This window comes from Bradyrhizobium sp. 2TAF24, assembly GCF_052115025.1.
Taxonomy (GTDB): domain Bacteria; phylum Pseudomonadota; class Alphaproteobacteria; order Rhizobiales; family Xanthobacteraceae; genus Bradyrhizobium_A.
Genome location: NZ_JBFRFW010000010.1, coordinates 199,100 through 225,526 on the forward strand (window position 1 = coordinate 199,100; position 26,427 = coordinate 225,526).

At 67.2% G+C, this 26,427-nt stretch carries 26 protein-coding genes and 1 tRNA gene; 9 read left to right on the plus strand and 18 right to left on the minus strand.

What is annotated here, in order from left to right; translation table 11 throughout:
• Window positions 1-23: 23 nt before the first annotated feature.
• The 5 genes from AB4Z37_RS17295 (at window position 24) to AB4Z37_RS17315 (ending at window position 5,739) form a co-directional block, all read left to right on the plus strand.
• A complete protein-coding gene (locus AB4Z37_RS17295; protein WP_441517973.1) occupies window positions 24-854 on the plus strand; it encodes a flagellar motor protein MotB in 831 nt (276 codons plus the stop codon).
• A 177-nt stretch (window positions 855-1,031) separates the two neighbouring features.
• Window positions 1,032-2,954: a potassium transporter Kup gene (locus AB4Z37_RS17300; protein WP_441517974.1), complete on the plus strand. Its 1,923-nt coding sequence runs from the start codon at window positions 1,032-1,034 to the stop codon at window positions 2,952-2,954.
• A gap of 182 nt (window positions 2,955-3,136) precedes the next feature.
• Window positions 3,137-3,472 carry a rhodanese-like domain-containing protein gene (locus AB4Z37_RS17305; protein WP_441517975.1) on the plus strand — a complete coding sequence of 112 codons (336 nt, stop codon included), beginning with the start codon at window positions 3,137-3,139 and terminating at the stop codon, window positions 3,470-3,472.
• A 9-nt stretch (window positions 3,473-3,481) separates the two neighbouring features.
• The gene (locus AB4Z37_RS17310; protein ID WP_441517976.1) at window positions 3,482-4,636 is read left to right on the plus strand and encodes an aminotransferase; all 1,155 of its coding nucleotides are present in this window, start codon (window positions 3,482-3,484) and stop codon (window positions 4,634-4,636) included.
• An 11-nt stretch (window positions 4,637-4,647) separates the two neighbouring features.
• Complete coding sequence (locus AB4Z37_RS17315) at window positions 4,648-5,739, plus strand: polyamine ABC transporter substrate-binding protein (RefSeq protein WP_441517977.1); 1,092 nt, start codon at window positions 4,648-4,650, stop codon at window positions 5,737-5,739.
• Window positions 5,740-6,066: 327 nt separating this feature from the next.
• Here the strand turns inward: AB4Z37_RS17315 and AB4Z37_RS17320 are convergent, their stop codons facing one another.
• The 7 genes from AB4Z37_RS17320 to AB4Z37_RS17350 all read right to left on the minus strand — a co-directional run bounded on the left by AB4Z37_RS17320 (window position 6,067) and on the right by AB4Z37_RS17350 (window position 12,273).
• On the minus strand, window positions 6,067-6,999 hold the full coding sequence (locus tag AB4Z37_RS17320; RefSeq protein ID WP_441517978.1) for a lipid A biosynthesis lauroyl acyltransferase: 933 nt from the start codon (window positions 6,997-6,999) through the stop codon (window positions 6,067-6,069).
• On the minus strand, window positions 6,999-8,021 hold the full coding sequence (locus tag AB4Z37_RS17325) for a zinc-binding dehydrogenase (protein WP_441517979.1): 1,023 nt from the start codon (window positions 8,019-8,021) through the stop codon (window positions 6,999-7,001). Before AB4Z37_RS17325 ends, AB4Z37_RS17320 begins: the two co-directional genes overlap by 1 nt.
• A gap of 211 nt (window positions 8,022-8,232) precedes the next feature.
• Window positions 8,233-9,513 (minus strand): beta-ketoacyl-ACP synthase, encoded by a 1,281-nt coding sequence (locus AB4Z37_RS17330; protein WP_441517980.1) that lies wholly within the window; start codon window positions 9,511-9,513, stop codon window positions 8,233-8,235.
• Window positions 9,514-9,559: 46 nt separating this feature from the next.
• Window positions 9,560-10,774, minus strand: a complete 1,215-nt coding sequence (locus AB4Z37_RS17335) for a beta-ketoacyl-ACP synthase (protein ID WP_441517981.1) — start codon at window positions 10,772-10,774, stop codon at window positions 9,560-9,562.
• Window positions 10,767-11,240 carry a 3-hydroxyacyl-ACP dehydratase FabZ family protein gene (locus AB4Z37_RS17340; protein WP_441517982.1) on the minus strand — a complete coding sequence of 158 codons (474 nt, stop codon included), beginning with the start codon at window positions 11,238-11,240 and terminating at the stop codon, window positions 10,767-10,769. Before AB4Z37_RS17340 ends, AB4Z37_RS17335 begins: the two co-directional genes overlap by 8 nt.
• 12 nt (window positions 11,241-11,252) lie before the next feature.
• The gene (locus AB4Z37_RS17345; protein ID WP_211969358.1) at window positions 11,253-11,534 is read right to left on the minus strand and encodes an acyl carrier protein; all 282 of its coding nucleotides are present in this window, start codon (window positions 11,532-11,534) and stop codon (window positions 11,253-11,255) included.
• Between the two features lie 364 nt (window positions 11,535-11,898).
• Window positions 11,899-12,273, minus strand: a complete 375-nt coding sequence (locus tag AB4Z37_RS17350) for a hypothetical protein (RefSeq protein ID WP_441517983.1) — start codon at window positions 12,271-12,273, stop codon at window positions 11,899-11,901.
• Window positions 12,274-12,565: 292 nt separating this feature from the next.
• On the opposite strand from AB4Z37_RS17350, the gene AB4Z37_RS17355 reads away from it, so the two are divergent.
• A complete protein-coding gene (locus tag AB4Z37_RS17355; protein ID WP_441517984.1) occupies window positions 12,566-12,739 on the plus strand; it encodes a hypothetical protein in 174 nt (57 codons plus the stop codon).
• A gap of 24 nt (window positions 12,740-12,763) precedes the next feature.
• Complete coding sequence (locus tag AB4Z37_RS17360; RefSeq protein WP_441517985.1) at window positions 12,764-13,387, plus strand: ParB-like protein; 624 nt, start codon at window positions 12,764-12,766, stop codon at window positions 13,385-13,387.
• 67 nt (window positions 13,388-13,454) lie between these two features.
• Here the strand turns inward: AB4Z37_RS17360 and AB4Z37_RS17365 are convergent, their stop codons facing one another.
• The 3 genes from AB4Z37_RS17365 to AB4Z37_RS17375 form a co-directional block, all read right to left on the minus strand.
• Window positions 13,455-14,036 carry a peroxidase-related enzyme gene (locus AB4Z37_RS17365; RefSeq protein ID WP_441517986.1) on the minus strand — a complete coding sequence of 194 codons (582 nt, stop codon included), beginning with the start codon at window positions 14,034-14,036 and terminating at the stop codon, window positions 13,455-13,457.
• 195 nt (window positions 14,037-14,231) lie between these two features.
• Window positions 14,232-15,980: an ATP-binding protein gene (locus tag AB4Z37_RS17370; protein WP_441517987.1), complete on the minus strand. Its 1,749-nt coding sequence runs from the start codon at window positions 15,978-15,980 to the stop codon at window positions 14,232-14,234.
• Window positions 15,981-16,277: 297 nt separating this feature from the next.
• Window positions 16,278-16,409, minus strand: coding sequence for a hypothetical protein (locus tag AB4Z37_RS17375; RefSeq protein WP_441517988.1), 132 nt, complete (start codon window positions 16,407-16,409; stop codon window positions 16,278-16,280).
• 22 nt (window positions 16,410-16,431) lie between these two features.
• Between AB4Z37_RS17375 and AB4Z37_RS17380 the strand changes: the two genes are divergently transcribed.
• Window positions 16,432-16,505, plus strand: a tRNA-Gln gene (locus AB4Z37_RS17380).
• A 120-nt stretch (window positions 16,506-16,625) separates the two neighbouring features.
• On the opposite strand, the gene AB4Z37_RS17385 is transcribed toward AB4Z37_RS17380, so the two are convergent.
• Together AB4Z37_RS17385 and AB4Z37_RS17390 are read right to left on the minus strand one after the other, a co-directional pair.
• The gene (locus AB4Z37_RS17385) at window positions 16,626-17,690 is read right to left on the minus strand and encodes a HoxN/HupN/NixA family nickel/cobalt transporter (protein ID WP_441517989.1); all 1,065 of its coding nucleotides are present in this window, start codon (window positions 17,688-17,690) and stop codon (window positions 16,626-16,628) included.
• Window positions 17,691-17,807: 117 nt separating this feature from the next.
• Window positions 17,808-18,161 (minus strand): RidA family protein, encoded by a 354-nt coding sequence (locus AB4Z37_RS17390; RefSeq protein WP_441517990.1) that lies wholly within the window; start codon window positions 18,159-18,161, stop codon window positions 17,808-17,810.
• 291 nt (window positions 18,162-18,452) lie between these two features.
• On the opposite strand from AB4Z37_RS17390, the gene AB4Z37_RS17395 reads away from it, so the two are divergent.
• Window positions 18,453-20,912: a penicillin acylase family protein gene (locus AB4Z37_RS17395; protein ID WP_441517991.1), complete on the plus strand. Its 2,460-nt coding sequence runs from the start codon at window positions 18,453-18,455 to the stop codon at window positions 20,910-20,912.
• Window positions 20,913-21,073: 161 nt separating this feature from the next.
• Here AB4Z37_RS17395 and AB4Z37_RS17400 read toward each other — a convergent pair whose 3' ends face one another.
• Genes AB4Z37_RS17400 through AB4Z37_RS17425 form a run of 6 tightly spaced genes read right to left on the minus strand, consistent with a single transcriptional unit; the run spans window position 21,074 to window position 26,166 of the window.
• Window positions 21,074-21,868 carry a MoaF C-terminal domain-containing protein gene (locus tag AB4Z37_RS17400; protein ID WP_441517992.1) on the minus strand — a complete coding sequence of 265 codons (795 nt, stop codon included), beginning with the start codon at window positions 21,866-21,868 and terminating at the stop codon, window positions 21,074-21,076.
• A 15-nt stretch (window positions 21,869-21,883) separates the two neighbouring features.
• Complete coding sequence (locus tag AB4Z37_RS17405; protein ID WP_441517993.1) at window positions 21,884-22,843, minus strand: SDR family NAD(P)-dependent oxidoreductase; 960 nt, start codon at window positions 22,841-22,843, stop codon at window positions 21,884-21,886.
• 23 nt (window positions 22,844-22,866) lie between these two features.
• Entirely contained in the window at window positions 22,867-23,619 is a 753-nt protein-coding gene (locus tag AB4Z37_RS17410) for an ABC transporter permease (RefSeq protein ID WP_441517994.1), read from the minus strand.
• Window positions 23,616-24,380 carry an ABC transporter permease gene (locus AB4Z37_RS17415; protein WP_441517995.1) on the minus strand — a complete coding sequence of 255 codons (765 nt, stop codon included), beginning with the start codon at window positions 24,378-24,380 and terminating at the stop codon, window positions 23,616-23,618. The genes AB4Z37_RS17410 and AB4Z37_RS17415 overlap by 4 nt, the downstream gene beginning before the upstream one ends.
• On the minus strand, window positions 24,380-25,159 hold the full coding sequence (locus tag AB4Z37_RS17420) for an ABC transporter ATP-binding protein (protein WP_441517996.1): 780 nt from the start codon (window positions 25,157-25,159) through the stop codon (window positions 24,380-24,382). Before AB4Z37_RS17420 ends, AB4Z37_RS17415 begins: the two co-directional genes overlap by 1 nt.
• A gap of 53 nt (window positions 25,160-25,212) precedes the next feature.
• Complete coding sequence (locus tag AB4Z37_RS17425; RefSeq protein ID WP_441517997.1) at window positions 25,213-26,166, minus strand: ABC transporter substrate-binding protein; 954 nt, start codon at window positions 26,164-26,166, stop codon at window positions 25,213-25,215.
• Between the last annotated feature and the right edge of the window lie 261 nt (window positions 26,167-26,427).

A 26,427-nucleotide genomic window follows, 5' to 3' on the forward strand; every position in this document is an offset into this window, starting at 1 on the left:
GGCAGCGAGCTGGACGAAAGCCGATGGCGAGGAAAAAAAAGCACGACGGACATGCCGGCGGCCACGGCTGGTTCGTCACCTTTGCCGACCTGATGGGTCTGCTGATGAGCTTCTTCGTCATGCTCTGCGCATTCTCGACGCAGGATCAGCAGAAGCTCAAGATCGTTGCCGGCTCAATGCGCGAGGCGTTCGGCGTGCAGAACGAGGCGCGCTACTCCGGCGTGATCGAGACCGACGGCCTGCCGACCCGTGTCAAGCTGAAGAACGTCGCCCATATCAATCCGGAGGATTCGTCCAACACGCCGACGCCGGACCAGGACGAGAACAGCCGCGTCACAGGCGCGCGGATGAAGACCGACCGCGAGTTCGCGCTGGCGTCCGCCTCGCTGCGCCAGGCGCTGCAGGACATGCCGGAGCTGACCGAGATCTCCAAGCACATCATGTTCGAGGAGACAAAGCAGGGGCTGAACCTCGAGATCATCGACCAGGACGGCCGTTCGATGTTCGCCGACGGCTCCAAGGAGCCCTATGAGCGGACCCGCGTGCTGCTGCAGAAGCTGGCCGCGCCGCTCAAGGCGACGCCGCTGCGGATCACGATTTCCGGCCATACCGCCGCCGGCTTCGTCTCGCCGCGCACCGGCTATGATGGCTTCGACCTGTCGGCGGACCGCGCCAACACGGTGCGGCAGATCCTGGAGCGGGAAGGGCTGCCGCCGAGCCATATCTTCGGGGTCACCGGCAAGGCCGACACCCAGCCGCTGTTTCCCGACGATCCCTCGCTCGCGGCCAATCGCCGCGTGACCATCACATTGATGCGCGAGGATCCGCCGCTGCCGCCCAACCTCAAGCCCTGATTCCGGTCGCGATCAGGCCGGTGCGGGGCAGGGCGCCTCGTAACAAGCTGATGACAATTTGCATGACATGCAATTGTGCATGCCTGTGGCCCAAAAATGCGCTAACCTATGCGCTATGCGCGGAACTATAAGCCGCCGCTTGCCATTGTGCAGTGAAGCAATCGAGGTAGGCCCTTCATGCAGTCTGAAGTCACAGTAACCGCCGCGGAGGCGCCGGCGGCGAATGGCTATGGCGAGGCCCACTCGACGGCCAGCTTCAAGGCCCTGCTGCTCGGCAGCATCGGTGTCGTCTACGGTGACATCGGCACCAGCCCCCTGTACGCCTTCCGCGAGGCCGTGACGGCCGCCGCGTCGGCGGACGGGGTCACCCCCCATGCCGTGATCGGAGTGATCTCCCTGATCCTCTGGGCGCTGATCGTGGTGGTCACCCTCAAATATGTTCTGATCCTGATGCGGGCCGACAACAACGGCGAGGGCGGAACCCTGGCCCTGATGGCTCTGGCACAACGGGCACTGGCAGGGCGTAGCGGTACAATAGTATTGCTAGGCATTATCAGCGGTGCGCTGTTCTATGGCGACGCGGTGATTACCCCGGCGCTGTCGGTGTTGTCCGCGATCGAAGGCATCAAGATCGCCACCGAGGCTCTCGACCCCTATGTGGTGCCGCTGACGCTTGTCATCCTGCTCGCGCTGTTCGCGGTGCAGTCGCGCGGCACGGCCCATGTCGCGGCCTTCTTCGGGCCGATCATGCTGGTGTGGTTCGCCATCATCGGCTTCGCGGCCCTGCCGCAGATCGCCAAGCACCCGGAGGTGCTGATGGCGTTCAATCCGCTCAATGCGGTCAGCTTCCTGCTGCACCATGGCGTCATCGGCCTTGTCACGCTCGGCGCCGTGTTCCTGGCGGTGACGGGTGCCGAGGCGCTCTATGCCGACCTCGGCCATTTCGGCAAGCGGCCGATCCAGATCGCGTGGTTGTCCATCGTGCTGCCGTCGCTGGCGCTGAACTATCTCGGGCAGGGGGCGCTGGTGATCGGCAATCCCAAGGCGATCGAGAATCCGTTCTATCTGATGTTCCCGGACTGGGCGCTGCTGCCGATGGTGGCGATGGCGACCGTCGCCACCGTCATCGCCAGCCAGGCGGTGATCACCGGTGCCTATTCGCTGACCCGCCAGGCGATCCAGCTCGGCCTGTTGCCGCGGTTCGAGATCCGCCACACCTCCGAAAGCCACGCCGGCCAGATCTATATTCCGCGCGTCAACTCCCTGCTGCTGGTCGCCGTGGTGTTGCTGGTGGTGCTGTTCCGCTCCTCCAGCGCGCTGGCCTCGGCCTACGGCATCTCGGTGACCGGCACCATGGTGGTGACCGCACTGATGGGCTTTGTCGTGATCTGGAAGGTGTGGCGCTGGTCGGCGGTTGCCGCGGCCGCGCTGATCGCGCCGTTCCTGCTGCTCGACCTCACGTTCCTCGGCGCCAACCTGCTCAAGGTGTTCGAGGGCGGCTGGGTGCCGCTCGCGCTCGGCGGCCTCGTGATGCTGCTGATGTACACCTGGCGGCGCGGCAGCCGGCTGCTGTTCGAGAAGTCGCGCAAGCTCGAGCTGCCGCTCGCCGATCTCGTGGCGATGCTGGAGAAGAAGCCGCCGCAGCGCGTGCCCGGCACCGCGGTGTTCCTGACCAGCGATCCGCACAGCGCGCCGACGGCGCTGATGCATAGTCTGAAACACTACAAAGTGCTGCACGAGAAGAACGTTATTCTCACCATCGAGACCGCGTCGACCCCGCGCATCGATCTGTCCGAGCGCGTGCGGCTGGAGCAGATCAGCCCGACCTTCTCGCGGGTGGCGCTGCGCTTCGGCTTCATGGAGACGCCGAATGTGCCGAAGGCGCTCGCGGTCGCCCGCAAGCTCGGCTGGCAGTTCGACATCATGTCGACGTCGTTCTTCCTGTCGCGGCGGGCGCTGAAGCCGGCGGCGCATTCCGGCATGCCGCGCTGGCAGGATCATCTGTTCATCGCGCTGAGCCGTTCCGCCAACGACGCCACCGACTATTTCCAGATCCCGACCGGCCGCGTGGTCGAGGTCGGCACGCAGCTCAGCATCTGATCTAGGACTGCGGTCGCAGGTCGGCCGGGCAGGGATGTCCGGCCACGCCCGGCCGGCGCTTGATTTTTCAGCCATAACAAGGGACTTTGGCGCCCGCCTCAGGCGGCGCGCGCCGCTTCGGGCTGCCTTCTGGGCACTCGCCTCCAGGGCACTCATGGACCATCTGGATCAAGGAGCTCCGCGTGACGGACCAACCCCATCGCGTGCATGATTTGAAGGCGACCGACGTTGCGGCGGGAATCGCCGACGGCCGCTATCTGTTGATCGATGTGCGCGAGCCCAACGAGGTCGCCGCCGAGGCTTATCCCGACGCGGTGGTGCTGCCGCTGTCGTCGTTCGATCCCAGCGACATTCCCGATCCGCAGGGCAAGACCGTGGTGTTCGCTTGCCGTTCGGGCCGCCGCTCCGTCACCGCATCGCTCGCCGCGCAGGCCGAGGGCCTGCCGTTTGACAGCCACCTCGAAGGCGGCATCCTGGCGTGGAAGGCCGCCGGACTGCCCGTGAAAACCGGCGGCTGACACGGCATCATGAATCCGGTCTTCGCCGACCTGCCGGTCACCATCTTCGAAGCGATGTCGCAGCTCGCGCGCGACCACGACGCCATCAATCTCGGCCAGGGCTTTCCCGACGACGCAGGTCCCGAGGACATCCGCCGCAAGGCAGCGGACGCGGTGCTCAACGGCTACAACCAGTATCCGTCGATGATGGGTCTGCCGGAACTGCGCCAGGCGATCGCCGCGCACTACGGCCACTGGCACGGCGTGACGCTCGATCCGATGAGCGAGGTGCTGGTGACGTCGGGCGCGACCGAGGCGCTCGCGGGCGCCATCCTCGGCCTGGTGCAGCCGGGCGACGAGGTGATCGTGTTTCCGCCGGCGTACGACGCCTACAATCCGCTGATCCGCTGCGCTGGCGGCGTGCCGCGTTTCGTGCGCCTTCAGCCGCCGCACTGGCGCATTCCCGAGGAGGCGCTGCGCGCGGCGATCACGCCGAAGACCAAGTACCTGATCTTCAACAACCCGCTCAATCCCTCGGCGATCGTCTATCCGCGCGAGGACCTCGAGCTGTTGGCGCGCATCTGCAGGGAGTACAACCTGATCGCGATCTGCGACGAGGTGTGGGAGCACGTCATCTTCGACGGCCGCAGCCACATTCCGCTGATTTCGCTTCCCGGCATGCGCGACCGCACCGTGAAGATCGGTTCCGCCGGCAAGATCTTCTCGCTCACCGGCTGGAAGGTCGGCTTCGTCTGCGCCGCGCCGCCGCTGCTGCGCGTGCTGGCGAAGTCGCATCAGTTCCTGACCTTCACCACGCCGCCGAACCTGCAGGTGGCGGTCGCCTACGGCCTCGGCAAGCCCGACGACTATTTCCTGTCGATGCGCGCCGAGCTCGCGCGCAGCCGCGACCGCCTGACCGATGGGCTGAGAGGCCTCGGCTTCCCGGTGCTGCAGTCGGAGGGCACGTATTTCCTCAATGTCGATCTGTCGCCGCTCGGGCTCAACGAGACCGACGAGCAGTTCTGTCGCCGTCTCGTCGCCGAGTACAAGGTCGCGGCCATTCCGGTGTCTGCGTTCTACGAGGACGATCCCGTCACCTCGGTGATCCGCTTCTGCTTCTCCAAGAAGGACGCGACCATCGATGCGGCGCTGGAGCGGCTGTCGCGCGCGCTGCGCAGCCGGTGAGGGGAAACATCATGCGCGCCAAAGCCTGGCTGTTCGCCGCCGCCGCCGTGCTCGCTGCCGTCCAGGCGCGTGCCGACGAGCGCGTGGTCAACTTCTACAACTGGTCGAACTACATGGCGCCCGGCGTGCTGGAGCAGTTCACCAGGGAGACCGGCATCAAGGTGGTCTACGACACCTTCGACGCCAACGAGACGCTGGAGACGCGCCTGCTCGCCGGCAAGTCCGGCTATGACGTGGTGGTGCCGACCGCTTACTTCCTGCAGCGCCAGATCAAGGCCAGCGTCTTCCAGAAACTCGACAAGGCGAAGCTGCCGAACCTCGCCAATGCCTGGCCGTTCGTTGCCGAGCGGCTCGCGGTCTACGATCCCGGCAACGTCTACGCCGCCAATTACATGTGGGGCACCACCGGCATCGGCTACAACGTCAAGGCGGTGCGCGCCATCCTCGGCGATGGCGCGAAGATCGATTCCTGGGACATCGTGTTCAAGCCGGAGAACCTCGCGAAGTTCAGGGAGTGCGGCGTGCACATGCTGGATTCCGCTGACGATATCCTGCCCGCCGCTCTGAACTATCTCGGCCTCGATCCCAATTCGAGCAAGGCCGAGGACCTGGAGAAGGCCGCTGACCTCGTCAGCAAGGTGCGTTCGTCGGTGCGCAAGTTCCACTCCTCGGAGTATCTCAGCGGGCTCGCCACCGGCGAGATCTGCCTGGTGGTCGGCTGGTCCGGCGACATCAAGCAGGCACAGAGCCGCGCGGTGGAAGCCAACAACGGCGTCGAGATCGGCTATGCCATCCCCAAGGAGGGCGCGCAGATGTTCTTCGACAACCTCGTCATCCCGGCGGATGCCAAGAACGTTGCCGAGGCGCATGAGCTGATCAACTTCCTGTACCGCCCGGACATCGCGGCAAAGAACTCGGACTTCCTGTCCTACGCCAGCGGCAACCTCGCGAGCCAGAAGCTGATCAGCCCGAAGGTGGCGGGCGACACCACGATCTATCCGGACGAGGCGACGCTGAAGAAGCTGTTCGTCATCACCGCCCGCGAGCCGGCGACGCAGCGCATCATCAACCGGCTGTGGACGCGGGTGAAGACCGGCCGCTGAGGCACCGCAATCTTTACCTCGGATGAGCTGGCGACATCCGGGAGACATGCGAGAAACGATCCCGGAGAATTGCTGCGTTCATTCGGACCGCACGCTGTTTGCTGGTCATGCGGTGCGCAGTGAGCGGGGGGCCTTCCCCTCATGGTGAGGAGCGCAGCGAAGCCGCGCGTCTCGAACCATGAGGCCAATGCGTCGCCGCCCGGGTTGTGTGCCACGAAGATTGATGCGCTGGGGCCTCATCCTTCGAGACGCAGGCTGCCCCTGCTCCTCAGGATGAGGTGAGAGGTGGATGCGCGTTCACGAGCTGGATCCGCAGAACGCCGCGCCTCACCGCCAGCGGCGGTGCAGCCACAGCCACTGTTCGGGATGCTCGCGCACCCAGCCCTCGATCACGCTCGTCACCGCCTGCATGGTGGCGGCGACGTCGATCCTGCCGGCGGCGTCGCGGACCGGGACGACTTCCGGCGACAGCTCAGCGCGGAACCGGTAGCCGGGCAGGCGGATGATGCGCACGCCGTGGATCGGCACCTCGATCTGGCGCGCAAGCCGCGCCAGCAGCGGATTGGCCTTGGCCTTGCGGCCGAAGAAGGTGACGTCGACGCCGCGGCCGAAATGCTGATCGACCAGCATGCCGACATGGACGCCGTCTTCCAGCGCGCGGGCGAGGCGCAGCGGCGCGTCCGGGGTGGTCGCGATCATGGTGCCCATGTTCACTGCGCGGATCTTCTGGATGGCGCGGTCGGCGGCGGCGATGTTGGGACGGCGGAACAGCACCGCGGATTCCAGGCCATAGGCCGGCGCGGCGAGGGCGGGCAGCTCCCAGTTGGCGAGATGCGAGGCGAAGATCAGCGCGCCCTTGCCGTCGTCGTGGAGCTTGCCGAAGATCTCCGCCGTGCCCGGCGCGAGCTCGATGCGGCTGCGCTCGGGATGGGCCGGGTCGAGGTCCCAGACATGGTCGAGATGAGCGACCTCGGCGCCGACGCGGCCGAGATTCTCCCAGACACCGAGCAGGATGGCCTCGATCTCGGCGTCGCTCTTGTCGGGGAAGGCGGCCTTGAGGTTGGCGCGGCCTATCTTGTGCTCGGGCAGATAAGGCCCGACCGCGCGGGTGATCCGCGCGAACGCGCCGGCGGTGCGCTCCGCATCGAAATGCCTGGTCACGCGCAGCAGGACGACGACGAGGCCGCCGATTACGGCCTCGACCAGTGGCTTGGTGGCATCGCGGACGATGGCCCTGGCGCGGAGAACGAGCCGCAGCATCAAAACTGGACGATGATCTTGCCGAACACCTGGCGGCTTTCCATCCGCGCCAGCGCCGAGGCGACGTTGTCGAGCGGCACCGCGGTGTCAATCACCGGCTTCATGCCGGCCGCCATCTTGTCGAGGCTCTCGGCGATGTTGCGCATCGAGGCGCCGAACGAGCCGAGGATGCGGTACTGCTGCTGGAACAACTGCATCAGGTTGAGCGTGGTGGTCGGGCCGGAGGTCGAGCCGCAGGTCACGAGGCGGCCGCCGCGCTTCAGCGACAGCAGCGAGCCGTTGAAGGTATCGGCGCCGACATGCTCGAACACCACGTCGACACCCTTCTTCTTGGTGATCTTGCGCGTCTCGTGCTCGAAGCGGTCCTTGCGGTAGTTGATGACATGGTCGGCGCCGAGCGCCTTGACGCCCTCGATCTTGGCGTCGTCGCCCACGGTCGTGATCACGGTGCAGCCGATCGCCTTGGCCATCATGATGGCGACGGTGCCGATGCCGGAGCCGCCGGCGTGCACCAGCACAGTCTCGCCGGGCGCGAGCTTGGCGTTGTCGAACAGCATGTGCTGCACGGTGGAGAACGCGATCGGCGCGCAGGCGGCGTCGCGATGGCTGACGCCTTCGGGCACCGGGATCACCAGCCGCTCGGACAGGTTGAGCAGCTCGCGGGCGAAGCCGTCGACATGGAAGCCCATGATGCCGGCGACGTTCTCGCAGAGGTTGTCACGGCCTTCACGGCAGGCCTTGCAGGTGCCGCAGGTCAGCGCGCCATACATCACCACCGGCTGGCCGACCCTGAAGCGCGTGACGCCGGCGCCGACCGCGGCGATCTCGCCGGACGCTTCCGCGCCGACGACCAACGGCAGCTTGCGCTTGGCGAACGCCATGCCGCGATAGCCCCAGACGTCGATATGGTTGAGCGCGACCGCCTTGACGCGGATCTGGACCTCACCATCGCCCGGCGGGGGCGGGGCGGCCGTGTCCGCCACAATGAGCTGGCGGTCGGCAACAAGGGTCAGCGCGCGCATGCGATTAGTCCTGAAAAACGGGGGTAAAACGACCATCGAAGGCCGCCCTGCGTATCACCCGTCCGGGCCGGCACGTCAACCGCCAAGACCGGGCATTCGGGGGCGTTCGGAGCCTCCTGGGGACGCCGTGGCGGGGTTTCGCGGGAGGTGGTGCCCAAAGCGGCCAAGGCCGCCCTGGGGGCGGCCGGCGTGATTCAGAGGGGCGTGTGCGTCAGGCCGGCTCGCCGGTCAGGATCAGCGAGGCGTTCTGGCCGCCGAAGCCGAACGAGTTCGACATCACCGCGGTGACCTTGGCGTCGCGGGCCTTGTTGGGCACCACGTCGAACTGGATCGCGGGATCCGGAACCTCGTAGTTGATGGTCGGCGGGATGCGCTGATGCGACAGCGTCAGCAGCGAGAACACCGCTTCCACCGCGCCGGCGGCGGACAGCGTGTGGCCGATCATCGACTTGTTGGAGGACACCGGAACGGTGCGGGTGCGCTCGCCGAACACAGAGGAGATGCCGAGATACTCCATCTTGTCGTTCTCGGGCGTGCCGGTGCCGTGGGCGTTGATGTAATCAATCTGTTCCGGCGTCATGCCGGCGTCGGCGAGCGCGTTGCGCACGCAGCCGATGATCGGCTTGCCGTCCGGCGACGAGCGGGTGCGGTGGAACGAATCCGCAAGCTCGCCGCAGCCGGCGACGACGCCGAGAATCGTCGCGCCGCGCGCGGTGGCGGCCTCATAGCTCTCCAGCACCAGGGCGCCGGCGCCTTCCGCCATCACGAAGCCGTCGCGGTTTTTCGCGAACGGCTTGACGGCGCCCTGCGGCGGATCGTTCTGGGTGGACAGCGCCGACAGCAGCGAGAAGCGGATCAACGCTTCCGGATTGACCGAGCCGTCGGTCGCAACGCACAGCGCCGCATCGGCCTCGCCGCGACGGATCGCCTCGACGCCGAGCTGGATGGCGCTCGCACCGGAAGCGCAGGCGGTCGACAGCGAGATCGGCGAGCCCTTGGTGCCGAAGCGTTCGGCGAGATGGTCGGCGACCGAGCCGAACAGGAAGCGGCGGTGGAAGTCGGTGAAGCGGCCGCCGCCGCACACCTTCAGCATGGTGTCGTAGTTGATGTCGCTGGTGGCGCCGGTGGCGCGCGACAGGATGTGGCGCTGCGGCCACTCGACCTCGACAGGCGCGACGGCGAGGAACAGCGGGCCCGGGAAGTCGCCCTTGCTGCCGATGCCGGCCTCCGCGATCGCTTCCTCGGTGGCGAGGTCGGCAAGGCGTTCGGACAGATCGGTGGAGGAGAAGGGATCGATCGGCACGAAGTCGACGGCGCCGGCCATCGTGGTCTTCATGCCGTCGATCGGAAAGCGGGTGATGGTGCGAATGCCGGACTGGCCGGCGACGAGCTTCGACCAGTTCTCGGCCTTGCCGGCGCCGAGCGAAGTCACCACGCCGGTGCCGGTGACGACCACGATCGGGCGTCCGAACTTGTCACGCTTTGCCGTCATCGTTCCTCCAGTCGGACCTTGATCGGCCCGCAGCGTCCGTGCGCGATCAGCGCACGGCCTCGACCAGCGCCATGCCTTCGCCGCGCCAGTGGCCGGCGCCGACGACCACTATCTGGTCCGGCGCCCCCGACATTTCAATCTCGAACCCGGTCGAATCGTTGGCCGGGAACATCTCGCCTCGTGACAGCGCGAGCGCGGCGAGCGCGAGGCCGAGCGGAAACTGCGCCTCGACCGTGTGACCGAACATCGTGTTGGTGGCGCGCACTGCGAGCGGCTGGTGCGCGGCCAGGAAAGCGCGCTCCTCGGCGGTGGCCGGCTCCGCGCCGGTGGCGCCGGTGATCACGGCGACCTTGTCGGTCGCAGGCTTGAGCTCGCCCCACAGCTTCTCGAGCGTCGCGGTGACGTCGCCGGCGCTCTTGCGCCGGGCGTGGTCGGCGACCACCCGGCTGAGGCGGGCGAACGGCTTGGCGCCGCGCGCCTGTGCATGCGCCTTCGATTCGACCACCAGGAACACGCCGCCCGAGCCGAGCGCGAATCCGCCACGCTCGCCGCGCGCCCACACCGGGCGGTAGCTGTCCTTGAGATTGAAGTCGCCGAACTCGTAGAGCATCAAGAGGTCCTTGCGCTCGCCGTTGTGGGCGGCGCCGATCAGGGCGATGTCGCTCTGGCCGGCGTTGATGCGCGCAAGCGCGATCCGTGCGGCGTCGACGCCGGCGGCTTCCTCGCCCATGAAGGTGCGGGACGAGCCGGTGACGCCGTGGACGATGGCGATGTTGCCGGCCAGCAGGTTCGACAGCTGCGCCAGGAACAGGGTCGGGCGCAGGTCGTTGAGCAGCCGTTCATTCAGGAAGCCGGGCGCGCTGTTGCCCTGCGCCTCGGCGTTGAGGATGGCGCTGTCGACGGCGAGATCGCGCTCGCCGCCGCCGGCGGCCACGATCATGTCCATCTTCGCGAGGATGTCCTTGTTGCCCTTCACGCCGGCCGAATCGAGCGCGAGGCCCGCGGCATAGGTGCCGATGCGCTGCCAGGCTTCCATCTGGCGCTGATCGCCCTTCTTGGGGATCTGGGCGTCGAACGACACCGGCACCATCGGATGCACGATGTAGGGCGCATAGCCGCTGCCGTCGACATTGACGCGGCGCGCGGCGAGCGCTTCCCAGTGCGCATCGAGGCCGAGGCCGAGCGAGGACGCGATGCCGATGCCGGTGATCCAGGCCTCGTGCGCGTCCGACGGTTGCTTATCAGCCTGCGCGTCAACCATGGGCGATCGCCTGTCGGGGGAAACCGAGCTTGTCCGCCATCAGATCCATGTGGCGGCGCAGGTCGGGATGGGGGAAGGGGACATGGCGGAAGGTCAGGCTGGCGTTGCAACGTAGCTTGCCATCCACCGAGATTTTTGCGTCGGTCACCGCGAAGCCCGAGCCTTCATGCGCGATCGTGGCGTCGATGATCAGCCGTTCTCCCGGCGCAATGAAGCTGCGCATCTTCGCTTCCTTGACCGAGGCCAGGAACGGCATGCGCTCGAACTTCATCATCGCGATCAGCAGCCAGCCCGAGGTCTGCGCCATGGCCTCGATCAGCAGCACGCCCGGCATCAGCGGATAGCCGGGGAAGTGGCCTTCGAAGATGGTGCTGGTCTCGGGGACGTTGGCTTCGACCGTGATCGTCCGCTCGCCGACGTCGAGGGCGGCGATGCGGTCGATCAGTTGGAAGTATGCGAGATTCATGGCGGCCGGGCTTTAAGCGCCCTTGGCGGCGACCAGTTCGTCGATACGCGCGCTGAGGTTCTTCAGGACGAAGTACTGCTCGGTGGTCGCCTTGCCGTCGTTGACCTCCTGGGTCCACTTCTCGAGCGGCAGCTTGATCCCGAACGCTTTGTCGATCGCGAACGCGATATCGAGGAAGTCCAGGCTGTCGATGCCGAGATCGTCGATGGCATGGCTCTCGGGGGTGATCGTGTCGCGAGGGATGTCGCAGGTCTCAGCAATGATATTGGCGACCTGATCGAATGTGGCTGTCATCATTAAGCCTTTGATGTATTTGCGAGAATTGCCGTGATTGGGCAGGTCGCAAGAGTGGTCGTGCCGGGAAGGGGCCATCCTCCGGCATGAAGTCGAATGCCCGTATATCGGAGCGCCGGCTTGAGTTCAATGCCAGCGCGGGTGGGGTGTGGAGGCCCTCCACGTCCCGTTGTGCAATCGCCCGCATCCAGCCGTCGCGCAGCCCGGCGGCCGGGATTCGGGGATCCACGGGCTGCGCAGGCCACACCGCAATCATGGAATTCTGGTGGCCGGGGCACGGTGGCGGCGGAATTTGGCGGGTGCGATTCGTCCCGGCGGCTTCGCGGCCGGCGACGCCTGCCCGCGGCGGCGGTCGGCGCGCCGATCAGATGTGGTCCGCCGGTCGGGACGGGATGATCTTGTCCACCGGCAGCTTGCCGCAGTCGCGCCGGCCGACCAGCACGCAGTCCTGGGTGCGGCGCATGTCGGCGAGCGTCGTTGCCAGCCAGACGCCGATGGCGGTGAGCAGCAGCGTGAACATCAGCGCCGCGACGTTGATGAGCATGCGATGGCGATAGTCGTCGGTCCGGGCGTGATTCAGCGGAGACGCCGCATTCGGTATGCTTTTGACGACATTCAGCGCGATCGGCCGGCCATCGCGGGCTGCATGATTGTCCTGCAGCACCGCAAGCGGGCGACCGGGAGGTTTGGCGAGGGTCCGCGGTCTGAACGGGATGACGCGATGATCGTCATTGGTCACGACCGGCTGCCGGCTCGACATGAAATCAGGCCTGTTCGTGAAGCGTTACGGCCAAAGCCTAGCACGATCGTCGCGCGCCGAAACCGCTTAATTGCAGGGCGGTGCGGGATCGCGGGCTTTTGATGGCGGCGGCGTTGCGACTTGCGGAGCAGTGGGCGCGCGATCTAACCTTGCGAGTCCTGGCTTTTTCCAGGTCCCGTCGTGGCTCCTGTGGCCGCGACGGGATGGTGTTGGGTGGGCGCGGGCGTCCCGATTCCAACATTCGCATCCCCTTGCGGAAGGCTGTTTGCGAATGTTGGAAGCAGGGCACTTGCAAATACAAGATTTCAGTGTGGTTTTGGATCCGACATTGGCTTTGGAGGACACGCTGCAAATGCTGGAGCGAATATCAGATCCGCCGCACTGGGATCAGGCATGCCAGGACGTCTCGCATCGCGGCCGCGATGCATTTGAGGCGATCGATTGAAAACGAGTCATTGAGGAGTTGTGTATGACCAACAAGCGTGAACCCATCCTTCAGCCTGTTCCGATCCTGTCGCTGAAGCCGACCCAGCTGACGGTCGGCATGCGCGAGGTGAAAGAGAAGCGCAAACGCTGGCGCGAGCACAAGGCCAAGAAGCGCGCCGAGCTGCTCGGCAGCCACATGATCCCGGTGGTGATGGGGCCCGGACACAAGCATTACGTGATCGACCATCATCATCTGTCGCGGGCGCTGCATGAGGAGGGCGTCAAGAACATCCTCGTGACCGTCGTCGCCGACCTCACCATGGTCGATCCCGCCGTGTTCTGGAACGTGATGGAGGCGCGCCGCTGGGTCTACCCTTACGACTCCAAGGGAGTGCGCCAGAATTATCGCAAGCTGCCGAAGACGGTGGATCAGCTGAAGGACGATCCGTTCCGCAGCCTCGCCGGCGAGCTGCGGCGGATCGGCGGCTTCGCCAAGGACATCACGCCGTTCAGCGAGTTCGTGTGGGCGGATTTCCTGCGCAACCGGCTGTCGCGCCGGACGGTCGAGGCGGATTTCGACAAGGCGCTGGAGAAGGCGCTGACGCTGGCCAAGAGCCAGGACGCGATCTACCTGCCGGGCTGGTGTGGCCCGGCCGCGGCGGACTGATAGCCGTAAAGCGCGGCGCGATCCCGACGATGGCGGATCGCGCCGGCCAGTCGCGGCAGCCGTGGGCTCATGCCTTCGGCAGTCGTCCCATCAGGTAGAACTCGTCGTTCGGCAGCGTATTGGTGAAGTTGGCGAGCCGGTTCGACATGCCGAAGAACGCCGCGATCGCGGCGATGTCCCAGATCTCGTCATTGCTGAAGCCGTGGGCGGCGAGCGCGGCGAAATCCGCTTCGCCCACGGTGTGCGAGACGGTGGTGACCTTGACCGCGAAATCCAGCATCGCGCGCTGGCGCTCGGTGATGTCGGCCTTGCGGTAGTTGACCGCGATCTGGTCGGCGAGCAGCGGCTTCCTGGCGCGGATGCGCAGCACCGCGCCATGGGCGATCACGCAGTACAGGCACTGGTTGACCGCGCTGGTGGCGACCACGATCATCTCGCGCTCGGCCTTGGTGAGGCCGCCGTCCTTGTCCATCAGCGTGTCGTGATAGGCAAAGAAGGCGCGAAACTCGTCCGGCCGCCGCGCCAGCGTCATGAACACATTGGGCACGAAGCCCGACTTCTCCTGCACGCCGAGGATGCGGGTGCGGATGTCGTCGGGCAGCTCGTTGAGCGAGGGGAGCGGAAAGCGCTGGAGAGCGGGCTCTGTCATCAGTCTGATCCGTTGGGTCGTGACGTCGCGTCGGGCCGCAGCATGATCAAAGAACATCGCAGCGTCCAGAGCGCACATCCGCGACGCCCCTCATGGTGAGGTGCCCGAAGCCGGGCGTCTCGAACCATGAGGCTGAAGTGTCTGTCGTGCGGGCCTCATGGCCCGGCCACGCCGCCGCGATCGCTGCCGCCGCTGTCAGCGCAGCGGCTTCTTCAGAAGCTGGAAGCGGTCCGGGTCGTGCCCGAGCGATGGCTGCAGCAGCGGCGCGTCGAGCGGGCCCGGCGGCAGCTTGTCGGTGAACGACGGATCGTTCGGCATGTCGCGGCTGGTGGTGGCGCCGCGCCAGCGCTCCAGCACCGAGGCGACGAAGTGCATGTCCTGGCCGCGGCTGGTCGCGGGCACGGTGGCGATGGTGGCTTCGCCGCGCGGCAATTGCTGCGGCGGCACTTCCTTGAAGCGCAGCCGGGTCGGCAGCGCGACGCCTTCGCCGAACGCCAGCACTTCGCGGGTGCCGAGCGACGGCACGAACGACAGCAGGTTGGCCGCGGCATCCGATACCGCCGAGCGCAGCAGCGCCTGGTCGCGGTCGTTGGCGAGGCGCATGGCGAACAGCGTGCTGCACTGGGAGATGATGGTGGGGTCGAGTTCTGCCGGGCGCTGGGTGATCAGCGCGAGGTAGACGCCGTATTTGCGGCCTTCCTTGGCAATGCGCGACACCGCCTTGCGGGTCGGCCCGAAGCCGATGCTGCGATCGGCGGACGCGTAGCGGTGGGCTTCCTCGCACACGAACAGCATCGGCGAGGCGCCGTCGCTCCACAGCCCGAAATCGAACGCCATGCGGCACAGCACGGACACCACCGCGTCGACCACCTCGGCCGGGAAGCCGGCGAGCTGCATGATGGTCATCGGCCGGCCGTTCGCCGGCATGCGGAACAGGTGGCTGATGACCTCCGCCATGGTGTCGCCGCCGACATTGGCGTTGTCGAACATGAAAGTGTAGCGCGGGTCGTTCTTGACCGTCTCGATGCGCGACAGCAGCTTGTGGTAGACGATGCGCGACGAGCGGTTCTCGAGCTTGCCCATGCGCTCGTCGATCAGCGCGGTGAGATCGACCAGGCGATAGGGCACCGGAGTATCCGCGGTGAACCCGGTGGTCCTGGGTTCGATACGCTTGACGCCGAGCCGGTCGGTGCTCTGGTACTGGGTGTACATCGCCCTGGCGAGCGGGATCGTCTCGGCCAGCACCTCGACCTCTTCGGGCACGCCGGGGCGGCCGCCGAAGAACACGTCGACGATTTCCTCGAAGTTGAACAGCCAGAACGGCAGCTTGAGATTGCGCGGGTTGAGCACCAGCGCGCGGCTGCCGAAGCAGCGGCCGTACTCGTTGTGGACGTCGAGCAGGAAGATGCGCAGGTTCGGCCGCGCCTGCAGGATCTCGTTGAGCAGCAGCGACACGCCCGTCGACTTGCCGACGCCGGTCGAGCCGAGCACCGCGAAATGCTTGTTCAGCATCTCCTCGACGTCGACATAGGCCTGCACGCTCGCGTCCTGCTGCAGCGTGCCGACATGGATGTGGTCGGCGCGCGCCGGCGTGTAGATGGTGCGCAGCTCCTGATTGGTGGTGAGGTTGGCGATGTCGCCGATCGCCGGATAGCCGGTGACGCCGCGCTGGAAGCGGGGCGCCGTGCCGCCCTGGATCTCGCCGAGCAGATCGACCGCGGCGATGGCGAGATAGTCACCGCCGGGGGACAACCCCTCACAGGACACCTCGGTGATGATGGCGATGATCGACGCCGCGCCGCTGCGGATGCTGACGAAGCGGCCGACGGTGGCGCGCGCCTCGGTCTGGCTGATCTGACCGGAAGCGAGCAGGCCCAGGCGGGCCTGCGACCCGCGAACCACGATGACGCGCCCGAACGGGGCGAGGGGGGCCGAACTCAGCATGAAAGGGACCGACGAGCCTGCAACCTGTGCTTATCCAGACACCGACTATGGAGGGGGTGTTTGGACAAACGGTTAAGCGCGCGTCGCACGATGCGGGGGTCGTGGTCACGCTTCTGCAAGATTTCGCCGGGGAGACCGTGCTACATTCTGGTAATATATTGTTCCTGCGGAGGAATTTGTTCCAGCGGGCGGCTGGCCGCGCGCCGCCGCGGGGCCGCCGTTAACCTGCCGTTGACCATGGCCGGGAACCCGTGCGCCGCGCCCGAGCGCGGCCGAGGGGCCCATGGCGGACGATAATCACAAAAAACAGCCGACCCCTGCCAAATTTGGCTGCGCGATGGGGTAGACCGCGGCGCGCGAGCGCTCTATATCGAGCGCCAGACGCTTCGTCGTGCCGATGCGGACCTCGCTCCGCAACACGCTGCCCATGGCAGCCTTGGCCGGCACCTGGTGGGGAATCGTCTAATGGTAGGACTGCAGACTCTGACTCTGCCTGTCTAGGTTCGAATCCTAGTTCCCCAGCCAACCCGTTTCGCGAACGCCGTCCCGATCCCGCTGAAACGTGCTTGCGCGCGGCGTGCCCGCAAACTCCGTCATTGTCGCCGATAGAGGCCGGGGCCGGCTCGCCGACCAGCCGCTTGCCGCTCAGGACTGCCCGCTCATCCGCACGTCGACCTCGTCGAGGCCCTGCACCTTGTAGATGACATAGGACAGCACCCAGGCGCCGATGAACAGGCCGATGATGACGAAGCCGAGGTTGTTGAAGTTTTCGTTGAGGGCGGCGACGAATTCCCAGAACGCGCCTTCGAGGCCGAGCCGGCCGCCGATCAGGCCGAGCGCCTCGATGCCGCCGATCAGCAGCGCCACGATCACGGACACCAGCGTGATCGACATGTTGTAGTAGAGCTTGCGCATCGGCTTGACGAACGCCCACTCATAGGCGCCGAGCATCATCACGCCGTCGGTGGTGTCGACCAGCGACATGCCCGCGGCGAACAGCACCGGGTAGACCATGATGGCGGTGAAGGGCACGCCCTTGGCGGCCTGCGCCGCGGAGACGCCGAACATCGCGACCTCTGTCGCGGTGTCGAAGCCGAGGCCGAACAGGAAGCCTAGCGGAAACATGTGCCAGCTCTTGGTGACCAGACGGAACACCGGGCGGAACAGGCGCGCCAGGACGCCGCGGTTGGCGAGCAGCAGGTCGAGGTCTTCCTCGACATAGGGGCCGCCGGCGCGAACGCGGCGGTAGCTGCGGTAGATCGACACGAAGATCACGATGTTCATCGCCGCGATCGCCAGCAGGAACAGCGCCGAGACACTGGTGCCGATGATGCCGGAGATGTTCTGGAAGGCGCCGAAGCTGCCGAGCAGCGTGGCGGCGACCGCGACCGCGCCGCTCGCGATGATCACTACCGTCGAGTGGCCGATGGCGAAGAAGAAGCCGACCGCGACCGGGCGCTGGCGCATCTGCATCAGCTTGCGGGTGACGTTGTCGATCGCGGCGATGTGGTCGGCATCGACCGCATGGCGCAGCCCGAGCCCGTAGATCACCAGGGCGACGCCGAGCATGGTGGGGCTGTGCCGGAAGGCGATGAAGGCCCAGATCCAGGCGCCGATGTTCAGAACGCCGACGACGGCATAGATCGCGATCAGCCGCGCCTTGAAGTCGGGCGAACTCTCGTCGAACAGATGCTTCACGGCCCTGAACATTGAAACTCCTGCGGCGGGCTTGGCGCCGGCACGCCGCCGCGCCGGAGAGCGGCGCGGCGAGGGCGGTTCGGACAGGGCGCCGCGCGGCATGGCCGGCGCGACGCCCTGTGGTCGGGACTAGCGGGCGGCGATGATCGCGATCTCGACGTTGTAGGACGGTGCCGCGAGCTTCGATTCGACGCAGGCGCGCGCCGGCTGGCCGTTCGGGGCGACCCAGGCGTCCCAGATCTCGTTCATCTCGGCGAAGCGGCTCATGTCGGTCAGCCAGATGGTCGCCGACAGGATCTTGGTCTTGTCCGAGCCGGTCTCCGCCAGCAACTCGTCGATGCGGGCGAGAATGTCGCGGGTCTGCTCGGCGACCGAGCCGCCGCCGGCGCGCTGGGCGACCTGGCCGGCGAGGTACACGGTGTTGCCATGGACCACGGCCTGGCTCATGCGGGCGTTGGAGTGCAGGCGGCGAATCTCGGTCATGTGAAGTCTCTTTCTCGCGAGAGGGTGGGCGAACTCTGAGGTTGTCGCACTGCTATACAATGACGATCATGTCAATTGCGGGCCGTTTCGGCGGGGATCGACATCATCCGCCGGCGCGTTTTTCGGAGCCAGGCGCCTGATTCCCCACAGATCTGCCGGCTTCGCCAGATGCCTTGCCGTCGTCAGGGGTGGCAAGCTACCGTCTGGTCTTAACCGGCATGGCTACGCGCCGTGCCGGACAAGATCGCGTCCGGTTCAAGGCCGGCATCGCGACAGATTATGGGGATGGAAATGCACAAGAGCCTGACACGGGCCGTTCGTTTGTTATTTGTCACCGCAAGTCTCACGGCGATTGCGATCGCCGCTTCGGGTCCGCCGGCTGCGGCGCGCGAGGCCAAGGACGGCCTGCCGTCGGCGGCGCGTCTCACCAGTTCCACCGTGGCCGGGCTGCAGGCGCCGGCCAAGATCCTGATCGACGTCTGGGGCATTCCGCACATCTATGCCGGCAACGAGCACGACGTTTTCTTCCTGCAGGGCTTCAACGCCGCGCGCGACCGCCTGTGGCAGATCGATCTCTGGCGCAAGCGCGGCCTCGGCCTCCTGGCGAAGGATTTCGGCCCGTCCTATGTCGAGCAGGACCGGGCGCTGCGGCTGTTCGTTTACCGCGGCGATATGGCGACGGAATGGGCCTCCTACGGCCCCAAGGCGCGGACCTATGCGGAGGCATTCGTCGCCGGCGTCAACGCCTATGTCTCCGACGTGCGCGAGGGGCGGCGGCCGCTGCCGATGGAATTCCGTCTTGCCGGCACGTTGCCGGACCTGTGGTCGGCCGAGGACGTGGTTCGCGTCCGCAGCCACGGGCTGACGCGCAATGTCGCCTCCGAGGTACGCCGCGCGCAGGTCGCCTGCGCCGCCGGGCTCGAGGCCGATCGCCTGCGCGTCAAGCTCGAGCCGCCGTGGACAACCAGGGTGCCGGACGGCCTCGATCCCTGCAGCGTGCCCAAGGACGTGCTCGCGCTCTACGACCTCGCCACCCGTCCGGTGACGTTTGCCGCGCCCGGGCAGAAGGCGGCGATGCTGCACGATCCCGACACCTTCCTCGCGGAAGCCGACGCGCAGCGCGACACCATCGGCTCCAACAATTGGGTGGTGGCGGCCTCGCGCACCGCAACCGGGCGGCCGATCCTCGCCAATGACCCCCATCGCGAGCACAGCGTGCCGTCACTGCGTTACATCGTCGGCCTCAATGCGCCGGGGCTGTCGGTGATCGGCGCCGGCGAGCCGGCGCTGCCCGGCATCTCGATCGGCCACAACGGCACCATCGCCTTCGGCCTCACCATCTTCAATGTCGACCAGGAGGACCTCTACGTCTACGAGCTCAATCCGGCCGACCCGACCCAGTATCGCTACGATGGCGGCTGGGAGCGCATGCGCATCGTGCACGAGAAGGAAGAGGTGAAGGGCGAGGCGCCGCGGGACCTCGAGCTGAAATTCACCCGCCACGGGCCGGTGCTGTTCGTCGATGACGCCAACCACCGCGCCTTCGCCATCCGCTCGGTGTGGTTCGAGCCGGGCACCTCGGCCTATTTCGGCTCGTCCGACTACATGACGGCGAAAGACTGGAACGGCTTTCTCACCGCGATGCGGCGCTGGGGCGCGCCGTCGGAGAACCAGGTCTATGCCGATGTCAAAGGCAACATCGGCTGGGTGCCGGGCGGCAAGATCCCGCGTCGCGTCAGCTATGACGGCCTGATGCCGGCACCGGGCGATGGCCGCTATGAATGGCAGGGCTTCCTCACGCTCGACGAACTGCCGAAGGTCTACCGGCCGGAGCAGGGCTGGTTCGCCACCGCCAACCAGATGAACCTGCCGCCGGACTATCCGGTGAAGGAGCGCAAGGTCGGCTTCGAATGGTCCGACGCGGCGCGCTGGCAGCGCATCGTCGAAGTGCTCGGCGCCAACAAGAAGATGACGCTCGCCGACGCCATGGACCTGCAGAACGACGACACCGCGATGCTCGGGCGGCGGCTGGTCGCGCTGCTCAAGCCGCTGTCGTCGGACGACGCGGATACGCGGCGCGGGCTCGACCTCCTGAAGGCCTGGGATGCCCGCGACACCGCCGACAGCGCCGCGGCCGCGGTGTTCGAGGTGTGGATCGCCAACCATCTCGCGGTGGCGGTTGCCAAAGCCGTGGCGCCGAAGGCGGCCGACATCATCGCCGCGGACCCGACGAGCATCCCGGCGCTCGTGCCGTTGCTGGAGAAGCCCGATGCCGGGTTCGGCGACAACCCGGCTGCGATGCGCGACCGCCTGCTGCTGGAAAGCCTCGGCAAGGCGGTCGCCGAGGTGACGGACAAGCTCGGCAACGATCCGTCGCGCTGGGCGTGGGGACGGCTGCACCGCGCATTGTTCACCCATGCGCTGGCGCCGCTCGCCGACAAGGCCACCGCGGCGCAGCTCACGGTGGGGCCGCTGGCGTATGGCGGCGCCGCCAACGTGCCGCGCGCGGCGACCTACCGCCGCACCGACTATCAGCTCACCGCGGGCGCCTCGTTCCGCATGGTGCTCGATGTCGGCAACTGGGATGCGAGCCGCGCCATCAACACGCCGGGACAGTCGGGCGACCCCTTCAGCCCGCACTATCGCGACCTCGCGCCGCTGTGGGCGACGGGCGCGTACGTGCCGCTGCTCTACAGCCGCGCCGCGGTCGAGGCGGCGACGGCGGAGGCGATCACGCTGACGCCGAAGTGAGGAGGATGGCGTGAGAGACTACCCTGCAGGCCGCGCGGATCATCCGCGGGCCTGCAGGGCTTGGAGCGCATCGGTCGTCCGCGTCCCCCAACGCGTCGGGCCGGCGCGCCGCAACGGATGGCGGCGATGTCAGCGAGGCGGGCCGCCAGGCATCATCCGCGTCAGACCAGCTCGACCTCGGCGGGATAGTTTGCGCCCTGCAGCAGCTCGATGAACGCGCCGGCCGGTGCGTTGCGCATCTGCGGCGGCGCACCGAGCAGGCCCCAGGCCTTGCCGGTGGTGCGCATCGCCTTCATGTCGTAGACGAACACGACGGCAATATCGATCAGGATCTCGCGCCAGGTGACGACATAGAGATCGTCCCTGATCTTGTAGTAGCTGACGGGATCGCAGCCGCAGTCGCCGCGCCGCGCACCCTTGATGCACTGGTAGGCGTACCACTTCGTATTGATGTAGATGTGCTCGTAGGTCGTCTCGGGGCTGTAGTGGTACAGCGCCCGGTGGTTGACGAGATCGCGGGTCGGAGCCGGCGCGCCGCCGCTCGCCACGCCGCCGTCGATGGTCGCCGGGGTGAACAGCTGCGACAGGCGGGTGTCGCGTTCGACCGGCGGGTTCATGCACGTGCCGACGATCAAGACATGCCGCGTGACGGTGTCGGCGATGACGTTGACCGTTTCCGGTGCATCGGGCGACAGCAGCAGGTCGATGAAATACACACCCGGCGCCGCCTCGACCACGTCGGTCGCTGCGTGGCCGGATGCGGCGGTGAAACCAGGCAGGCCGCTCCAGATGCAACTGTTGTCCCCGCCGAAGGCGATGGTCGCCTTGCCGCCGTTCTCCAGCGTCAGCGCCAGCGTCGTCCCCGCGAGGGCGTCGCTGCTCGGCAGGCGGTTGAAGCCGAGGGTGCCGGCGATGGTCTGGGCGAGCTGCGGCCGCTGTGGGGTGGGCTCGGTCATGTCGGGCTCCGTGGTTCAGGGACGAGGAAAGGTTTCGCCGACGAGGCGCTCGGACAGGGTCCAGACCTTGTCTGCGAGGTCGCGGTCACGCACCCAGGGGATGACGCCGTTGGGCAGCCGCGGGTCGGGATTGACCTGCGAGAAGCCGCAGTCCTCGAGGAAATCGCCGCCGTGGCCGTCGAGGTCGGGATGCACCAGCCCCCACACCATGGTCGCGGCGCCCGCCGCGAGGCTCTTGCGCGGCAGGTCGACCACGCCGGGCTGGCGGGCGCGCAGCGGCACGAACATCTCCTCGGTCAGGTGATGATGCAGGTTGGTGTCGGTGATGATGCCCGGCGCGACGGTGAAGGCGCGCACGTTCTGCACGGCATGGCGGTCGTCATAGGCGAGGGCGAACAGCGCATTGGCCGATTTCGACTGGCCGTAGGCATCCCAGCGATCGTAGGGCTTGCTCCCGAAGTTGGGGTCGTCGAGGTCGACGCTGTGCAGGCGATGCGCGCCCGAGCTCATCATCACGAGGCGTGACGGCGCGCCCGCGACCAGCAGCGGGGTGAGGCGGTTCACCAGCAGGAAGTGGCCGAGATGGTTGGTGCCGAACTGCAGCTCGAAGCCGTCGCTGGTGTGGCCCTCGTCGGTCGCCATCACGCCGGCGTTGCCGATCAGGCCATGCAGCGCGGAATGCGCGAGAGCGATCTCGTCGGTGAAGCGATGGATGCTGGCGAGCGAGCCCATGTCGACAAGGCGGACCTCCAGCGAGGCGGCGGGATGGCGGGCGCGGATGGCGTCCGCTGCGGCGTTGCCGCGCGCCGTGGAGCGCACGGCCAGGATGACATGGGCGCCCTTCGCGGCGAGACCGCGGGCGGCTTCCTGACCGAGGCCGGACGAGGCGCCGGTCACCAGGATGGTCTTGCCGTGCAGGTCGAGGCCGTCGAGGACCTCGTCGATGGTGGTGGTGCGGTCGAAGGACGTGGCCATGGGGTGCCTCCTTTGCGGGTTGTTCAGCGGCGCCGCCAGGCGAGCAGGCGCCGTTCGGCAAGTTCGAGCAGGGTGTTGTTGAGGAAGCCGACGAGGCCCAGCAGGATGACGCCGGCATAGAGGTCGGTGCTGCGGAAGGTGCGCCCGGCCATCAGGATGGTGGTGCCGAGCCCGGTCTGGGCCGTCAGCATTTCGCCGACCACGGTGACGATCAGTGACGCGGTGAGCGACAGCCGCATGCCGGAGAGAATGTCCGGCAGCGCGTTGGGCAGGCCGAGCTTGATCACGAACGCGGTGCGCGACAGCCGCAGCACCCGCGCCACTTCGTGGAGGCGCTGGTCCATGCTGCTGAAGCCGTGCACCGTCGCAAGCAGCGTCGGCCAGATCGCGCCGAAGGCGACCGTGACCAGCAGCATGCCGGGCGTGAGGCCGAACAGCGCGATGCCGACCGGCAGCAGGCTCGATGCCGGCAGCGGACGCAGGAATTCCAGCGTCGGCAGCAGGAAGGCGCGGCCATGGCGCGACAGGCCGACCACCGTCCCCAGCGCGACGCCGGCGACGGATGCCAGGATCCAGCCGACGATCATGCGGCGGATGGTGGCGAGCGTCAGCGCCAGCAGGTCGCCATGGACGAGCCCGTCGCAGAGCGCGGCGACCGTCGCGCCCGGACCCGGCAGGAACACCCGCGGCACGGCGCCGGCCGCGACCACGGCGCCCCACAGCGCGACGATGGCGAGCACGATGCCGACGGAGCCGAGGCGCGCGAAAGACGTCATCGCGCAACCTCGGCGCGGCCGACCACGAACAACTGGCGTTCGAGCAGCACGAGGCCGCTGTTCAGCGCCCAGCCGAGCAAGGCGAGCCAGGCGACGTAGACATACATGATGTCCGGCCGCAGCTCCTGTTGCGCCGACACCAGCGCATAGCCGATGCCCGAGGGATTGGCCGCGATCTCGGTGGTGACGGCGACAATCAGGGCGATGCCGAGGGTGAGGCGGGCGGCGACGAACACCCTCGGCAGGCTCGCCGGCAGCACGATCTTCCAGATCCGCGCGGCCGCCGTCAGGCCGAGGACATCGGCGACGTCGAGCAGCTCGCGGTCGATCGCCCGCGTCGCGGCGCGGGTCAGCAGCAGCATTGGCCAGAAGCAGGTGAAGGCGACGATCAGCGCCTCCATGGTGAAGCCGAAGCCGAACACCAGCAGCGCCAGCGGGATCAGCGCCACCGGCGGGATCGGCCGCAGCAGCTCGACGGTGAGCGCCGACAGGTCGTCGGCGAGCGTCGAGAGGCCGAGCCACAGCCCGACCAGCAGGCCGAGGCCGCCGCCGAGCAGGGCGCCGCCGAACGCCGGCACCAGCGTGTCGCCGGTGTTCAGCAGGACCGTACCGTCGCGCAGACCCGTGATGGCGGCGACGCCGACGTCGCTTGGCAGCGCGAGGCCATCACTGTGGATGCCGCTCGCGCGCATCGCGATCTCGGCGAGCAGCAGTGCGCCGAGAGGAAGCGCGAGGCCCTGCAGGATGGTTCGCGCCGGCATCAATGGTGCTGCCTGAAGAAGTCGTAGAGGCCGTGGCGCAGGCGCAGGAAGTCGGGATGCTCGCGCGTCAGCAACTGGTCGCGCGGCCGCGCCAGCGGCACCTCGACGATGTCGGCGAGACGGCCGGGATTGGCCTCCAGCGTCACCACGCGGTCGCCGAGATAGATCGCCTCCTCGAGGTCGTGGGTGACGAAGATCACGGTTGCGCCGGCGTCGCTGGCAAGGCTTGCCAGTTCGTCCTGCAGGCCCTGCCGTGTCATGGCATCGAGCGCGCCGAACGGCTCGTCCATCAGCAGGATGGTCGGCTGCTGGGCGAGGCAGCGCGCGATCTGCAGCCGCTGCTGCATGCCGCCGGAGAGCTGCGCCGGGTATTTGTCGGCATGGGCGTGCAGCCCGACCTTGTCGAGCAGCGCCATGATGCGGCCGTGGCGCTCCGCCTTGGGCACGTGTGCCGCTTCCAGCGCCAGGCTGACATTGCCGGTGACCGTGCGCCACGGCAGCAGCGCCCGGCCATAATCCTGGAACACGATGGCGACGTCGGGCGAGGGGCCTGCGATCGGGCGGTCCTCGCGCAGCACCGCGCCGCCGGTCGGCTGCAGCAGGCCGGAGACCAGCCGCAGCAGCGTGGTCTTGCCGCAGCCCGACGGGCCGACGATGCAGACGAACTCGCCGCGGGCGACATCGAACGACAGCCCGTCGATGACACGGCGGCCGCCAAGATCGAGGGCGATGGAGTCAAAGCGCAGGATCGGCGGCAGGGGATGCGGGGGGAGGTTCACAGCAGGCAAATGCTCACGCTCGAAGACGTCGCGGGGAACGCGGTCGGACAACGTCACTTGGGAAACAGCGAGGCGGCGTCGATCTGCGTCTTCAGCATCTTCTGCCGCTGCATCATCTCGATCCAAAGCTGGATCTGGTCGGGGCGGACGTCGGCGCTCATCTTGTTCCACTGCACGGTGGCGAGCGCCTCCGGCGGCAGCTTGACGTACTTGCCGTAGTCGGCACGCGAGGCCTCGACGTTGGTTTCGGCGACGGTGATGGCCTCGGCGATCGACTGTTTGAACGCCTTCACCACGGCCGGATTGGCTTCCGCCCATTTGCGGGTGGCGACATAGACGAACGGCGGCAAACCGTCGGGCAGCTCATGGGCGATGTGGAACACCTTCGCTCCGGCGCCGCTCGATATCGCACGACCGAGGAACGGCTGGGTGGTGACGATGGCGTCGACCGTGCCCGCCTTGAGGATGTCGCCGAGGGCGGGGAAGTTACCCTCGATGAAGGTGACGGTCGTATAATCGACGCCCGATTTGGTCAGCCACTCGCGCGCCAGCACATGGAAGAAGCCTTCGAGGCCCGGCAGCGCGATCTTCTTGCCGGCGAGATCCTTCGGCGTCTCGATGCCGGAGCCGGCCTTGGCGACGATGCCATAATTCTCGTCGGTCTTCGACGCCACCGCGCCGCCGGCGACAACGACGAAGTCGAGGCCGCTGTCGTTGGCCTGCAGCAGGTTGGGCGTGCCGAACACGCCGATCTGGATGCCGCCGGAGGCGAGCGCCACCGGGATCGCTGCGCCACCCTGGATCACGCGCACCTCGGCGTCGAGCCCGTTTTTCTTGAACAGTCCCTGTTCCCTTGCGATGAACGCCGCGACCATCTCGGGCGCGGGTGCGACCGCGACCACCAGCTTGGCCTGCGCCGTCGCCGGCGACGGCGTCAGCGATGCTGTCCATGTCATGGCAAGCGCCGCGAACAGGGCGGTCCATCCCACGCTCTTTCGATCACTCATTGGATACCTTCCAGGCTGGGCGAGGACGCGTTGCGCGCGCGCCGATGCGGTTGGCACCTGCTGGCAGGCGCAGCCACGATCGACGCGCAGGCTACTCAGCGCGCTGGAAATCGTCTTGCTTGGTCGCGCAGGATTGATTGACCGATCGGGACGGCATGTTTGGCCTCGCGCGCATCGGCCGAGGCAGGCAGCTGCGCGCCCGCGATCCCTGTGCGTGCGTCATGGCAATGTTGCAGTGCCGCGTCGATTGCTGCGCTGCTG

What these genes read in the sequence shown, in the direction of transcription:
- AB4Z37_RS17295 (WP_441517973.1), top strand. Translation starts at nt 24, where the DNA reads ATGGCGAGGAAAAAAAAGCACGACGGACATGCCGGCGGCCACGGCTGG.
- AB4Z37_RS17300 (WP_441517974.1), top strand. Translation starts at nt 1,032, where the DNA reads ATGCAGTCTGAAGTCACAGTAACCGCCGCGGAGGCGCCGGCGGCGAAT.
- AB4Z37_RS17310 (WP_441517976.1), top strand. Translation starts at nt 3,482, where the DNA reads ATGAATCCGGTCTTCGCCGACCTGCCGGTCACCATCTTCGAAGCGATG.
- AB4Z37_RS17315 (WP_441517977.1), top strand. Translation starts at nt 4,648, where the DNA reads ATGCGCGCCAAAGCCTGGCTGTTCGCCGCCGCCGCCGTGCTCGCTGCC.
- AB4Z37_RS17320 (WP_441517978.1), bottom strand. Translation starts at nt 6,999, where the DNA reads ATGCTGCGGCTCGTTCTCCGCGCCAGGGCCATCGTCCGCGATGCCACC.
- AB4Z37_RS17325 (WP_441517979.1), bottom strand. Translation starts at nt 8,021, where the DNA reads ATGCGCGCGCTGACCCTTGTTGCCGACCGCCAGCTCATTGTGGCGGAC.
- AB4Z37_RS17330 (WP_441517980.1), bottom strand. Translation starts at nt 9,513, where the DNA reads ATGACGGCAAAGCGTGACAAGTTCGGACGCCCGATCGTGGTCGTCACC.
- AB4Z37_RS17335 (WP_441517981.1), bottom strand. Translation starts at nt 10,774, where the DNA reads ATGGTTGACGCGCAGGCTGATAAGCAACCGTCGGACGCGCACGAGGCC.
- AB4Z37_RS17340 (WP_441517982.1), bottom strand. Translation starts at nt 11,240, where the DNA reads ATGAATCTCGCATACTTCCAACTGATCGACCGCATCGCCGCCCTCGAC.
- AB4Z37_RS17345 (WP_211969358.1), bottom strand. Translation starts at nt 11,534, where the DNA reads ATGACAGCCACATTCGATCAGGTCGCCAATATCATTGCTGAGACCTGC.
- AB4Z37_RS17355 (WP_441517984.1), top strand. Translation starts at nt 12,566, where the DNA reads ATGTTGGAAGCAGGGCACTTGCAAATACAAGATTTCAGTGTGGTTTTG.
- AB4Z37_RS17360 (WP_441517985.1), top strand. Translation starts at nt 12,764, where the DNA reads ATGACCAACAAGCGTGAACCCATCCTTCAGCCTGTTCCGATCCTGTCG.
- AB4Z37_RS17365 (WP_441517986.1), bottom strand. Translation starts at nt 14,036, where the DNA reads ATGACAGAGCCCGCTCTCCAGCGCTTTCCGCTCCCCTCGCTCAACGAG.
- AB4Z37_RS17370 (WP_441517987.1), bottom strand. Translation starts at nt 15,980, where the DNA reads ATGCTGAGTTCGGCCCCCCTCGCCCCGTTCGGGCGCGTCATCGTGGTT.
- AB4Z37_RS17375 (WP_441517988.1), bottom strand. Translation starts at nt 16,409, where the DNA reads ATGGGCAGCGTGTTGCGGAGCGAGGTCCGCATCGGCACGACGAAGCGT.
- AB4Z37_RS17385 (WP_441517989.1), bottom strand. Translation starts at nt 17,690, where the DNA reads ATGTTCAGGGCCGTGAAGCATCTGTTCGACGAGAGTTCGCCCGACTTC.
- AB4Z37_RS17390 (WP_441517990.1), bottom strand. Translation starts at nt 18,161, where the DNA reads ATGACCGAGATTCGCCGCCTGCACTCCAACGCCCGCATGAGCCAGGCC.
- AB4Z37_RS17395 (WP_441517991.1), top strand. Translation starts at nt 18,453, where the DNA reads ATGCACAAGAGCCTGACACGGGCCGTTCGTTTGTTATTTGTCACCGCA.
- AB4Z37_RS17400 (WP_441517992.1), bottom strand. Translation starts at nt 21,868, where the DNA reads ATGACCGAGCCCACCCCACAGCGGCCGCAGCTCGCCCAGACCATCGCC.
- AB4Z37_RS17405 (WP_441517993.1), bottom strand. Translation starts at nt 22,843, where the DNA reads ATGGCCACGTCCTTCGACCGCACCACCACCATCGACGAGGTCCTCGAC.
- AB4Z37_RS17410 (WP_441517994.1), bottom strand. Translation starts at nt 23,619, where the DNA reads ATGACGTCTTTCGCGCGCCTCGGCTCCGTCGGCATCGTGCTCGCCATC.
- AB4Z37_RS17415 (WP_441517995.1), bottom strand. Translation starts at nt 24,380, where the DNA reads ATGCCGGCGCGAACCATCCTGCAGGGCCTCGCGCTTCCTCTCGGCGCA.
- AB4Z37_RS17425 (WP_441517997.1), bottom strand. Translation starts at nt 26,166, where the DNA reads ATGAGTGATCGAAAGAGCGTGGGATGGACCGCCCTGTTCGCGGCGCTT.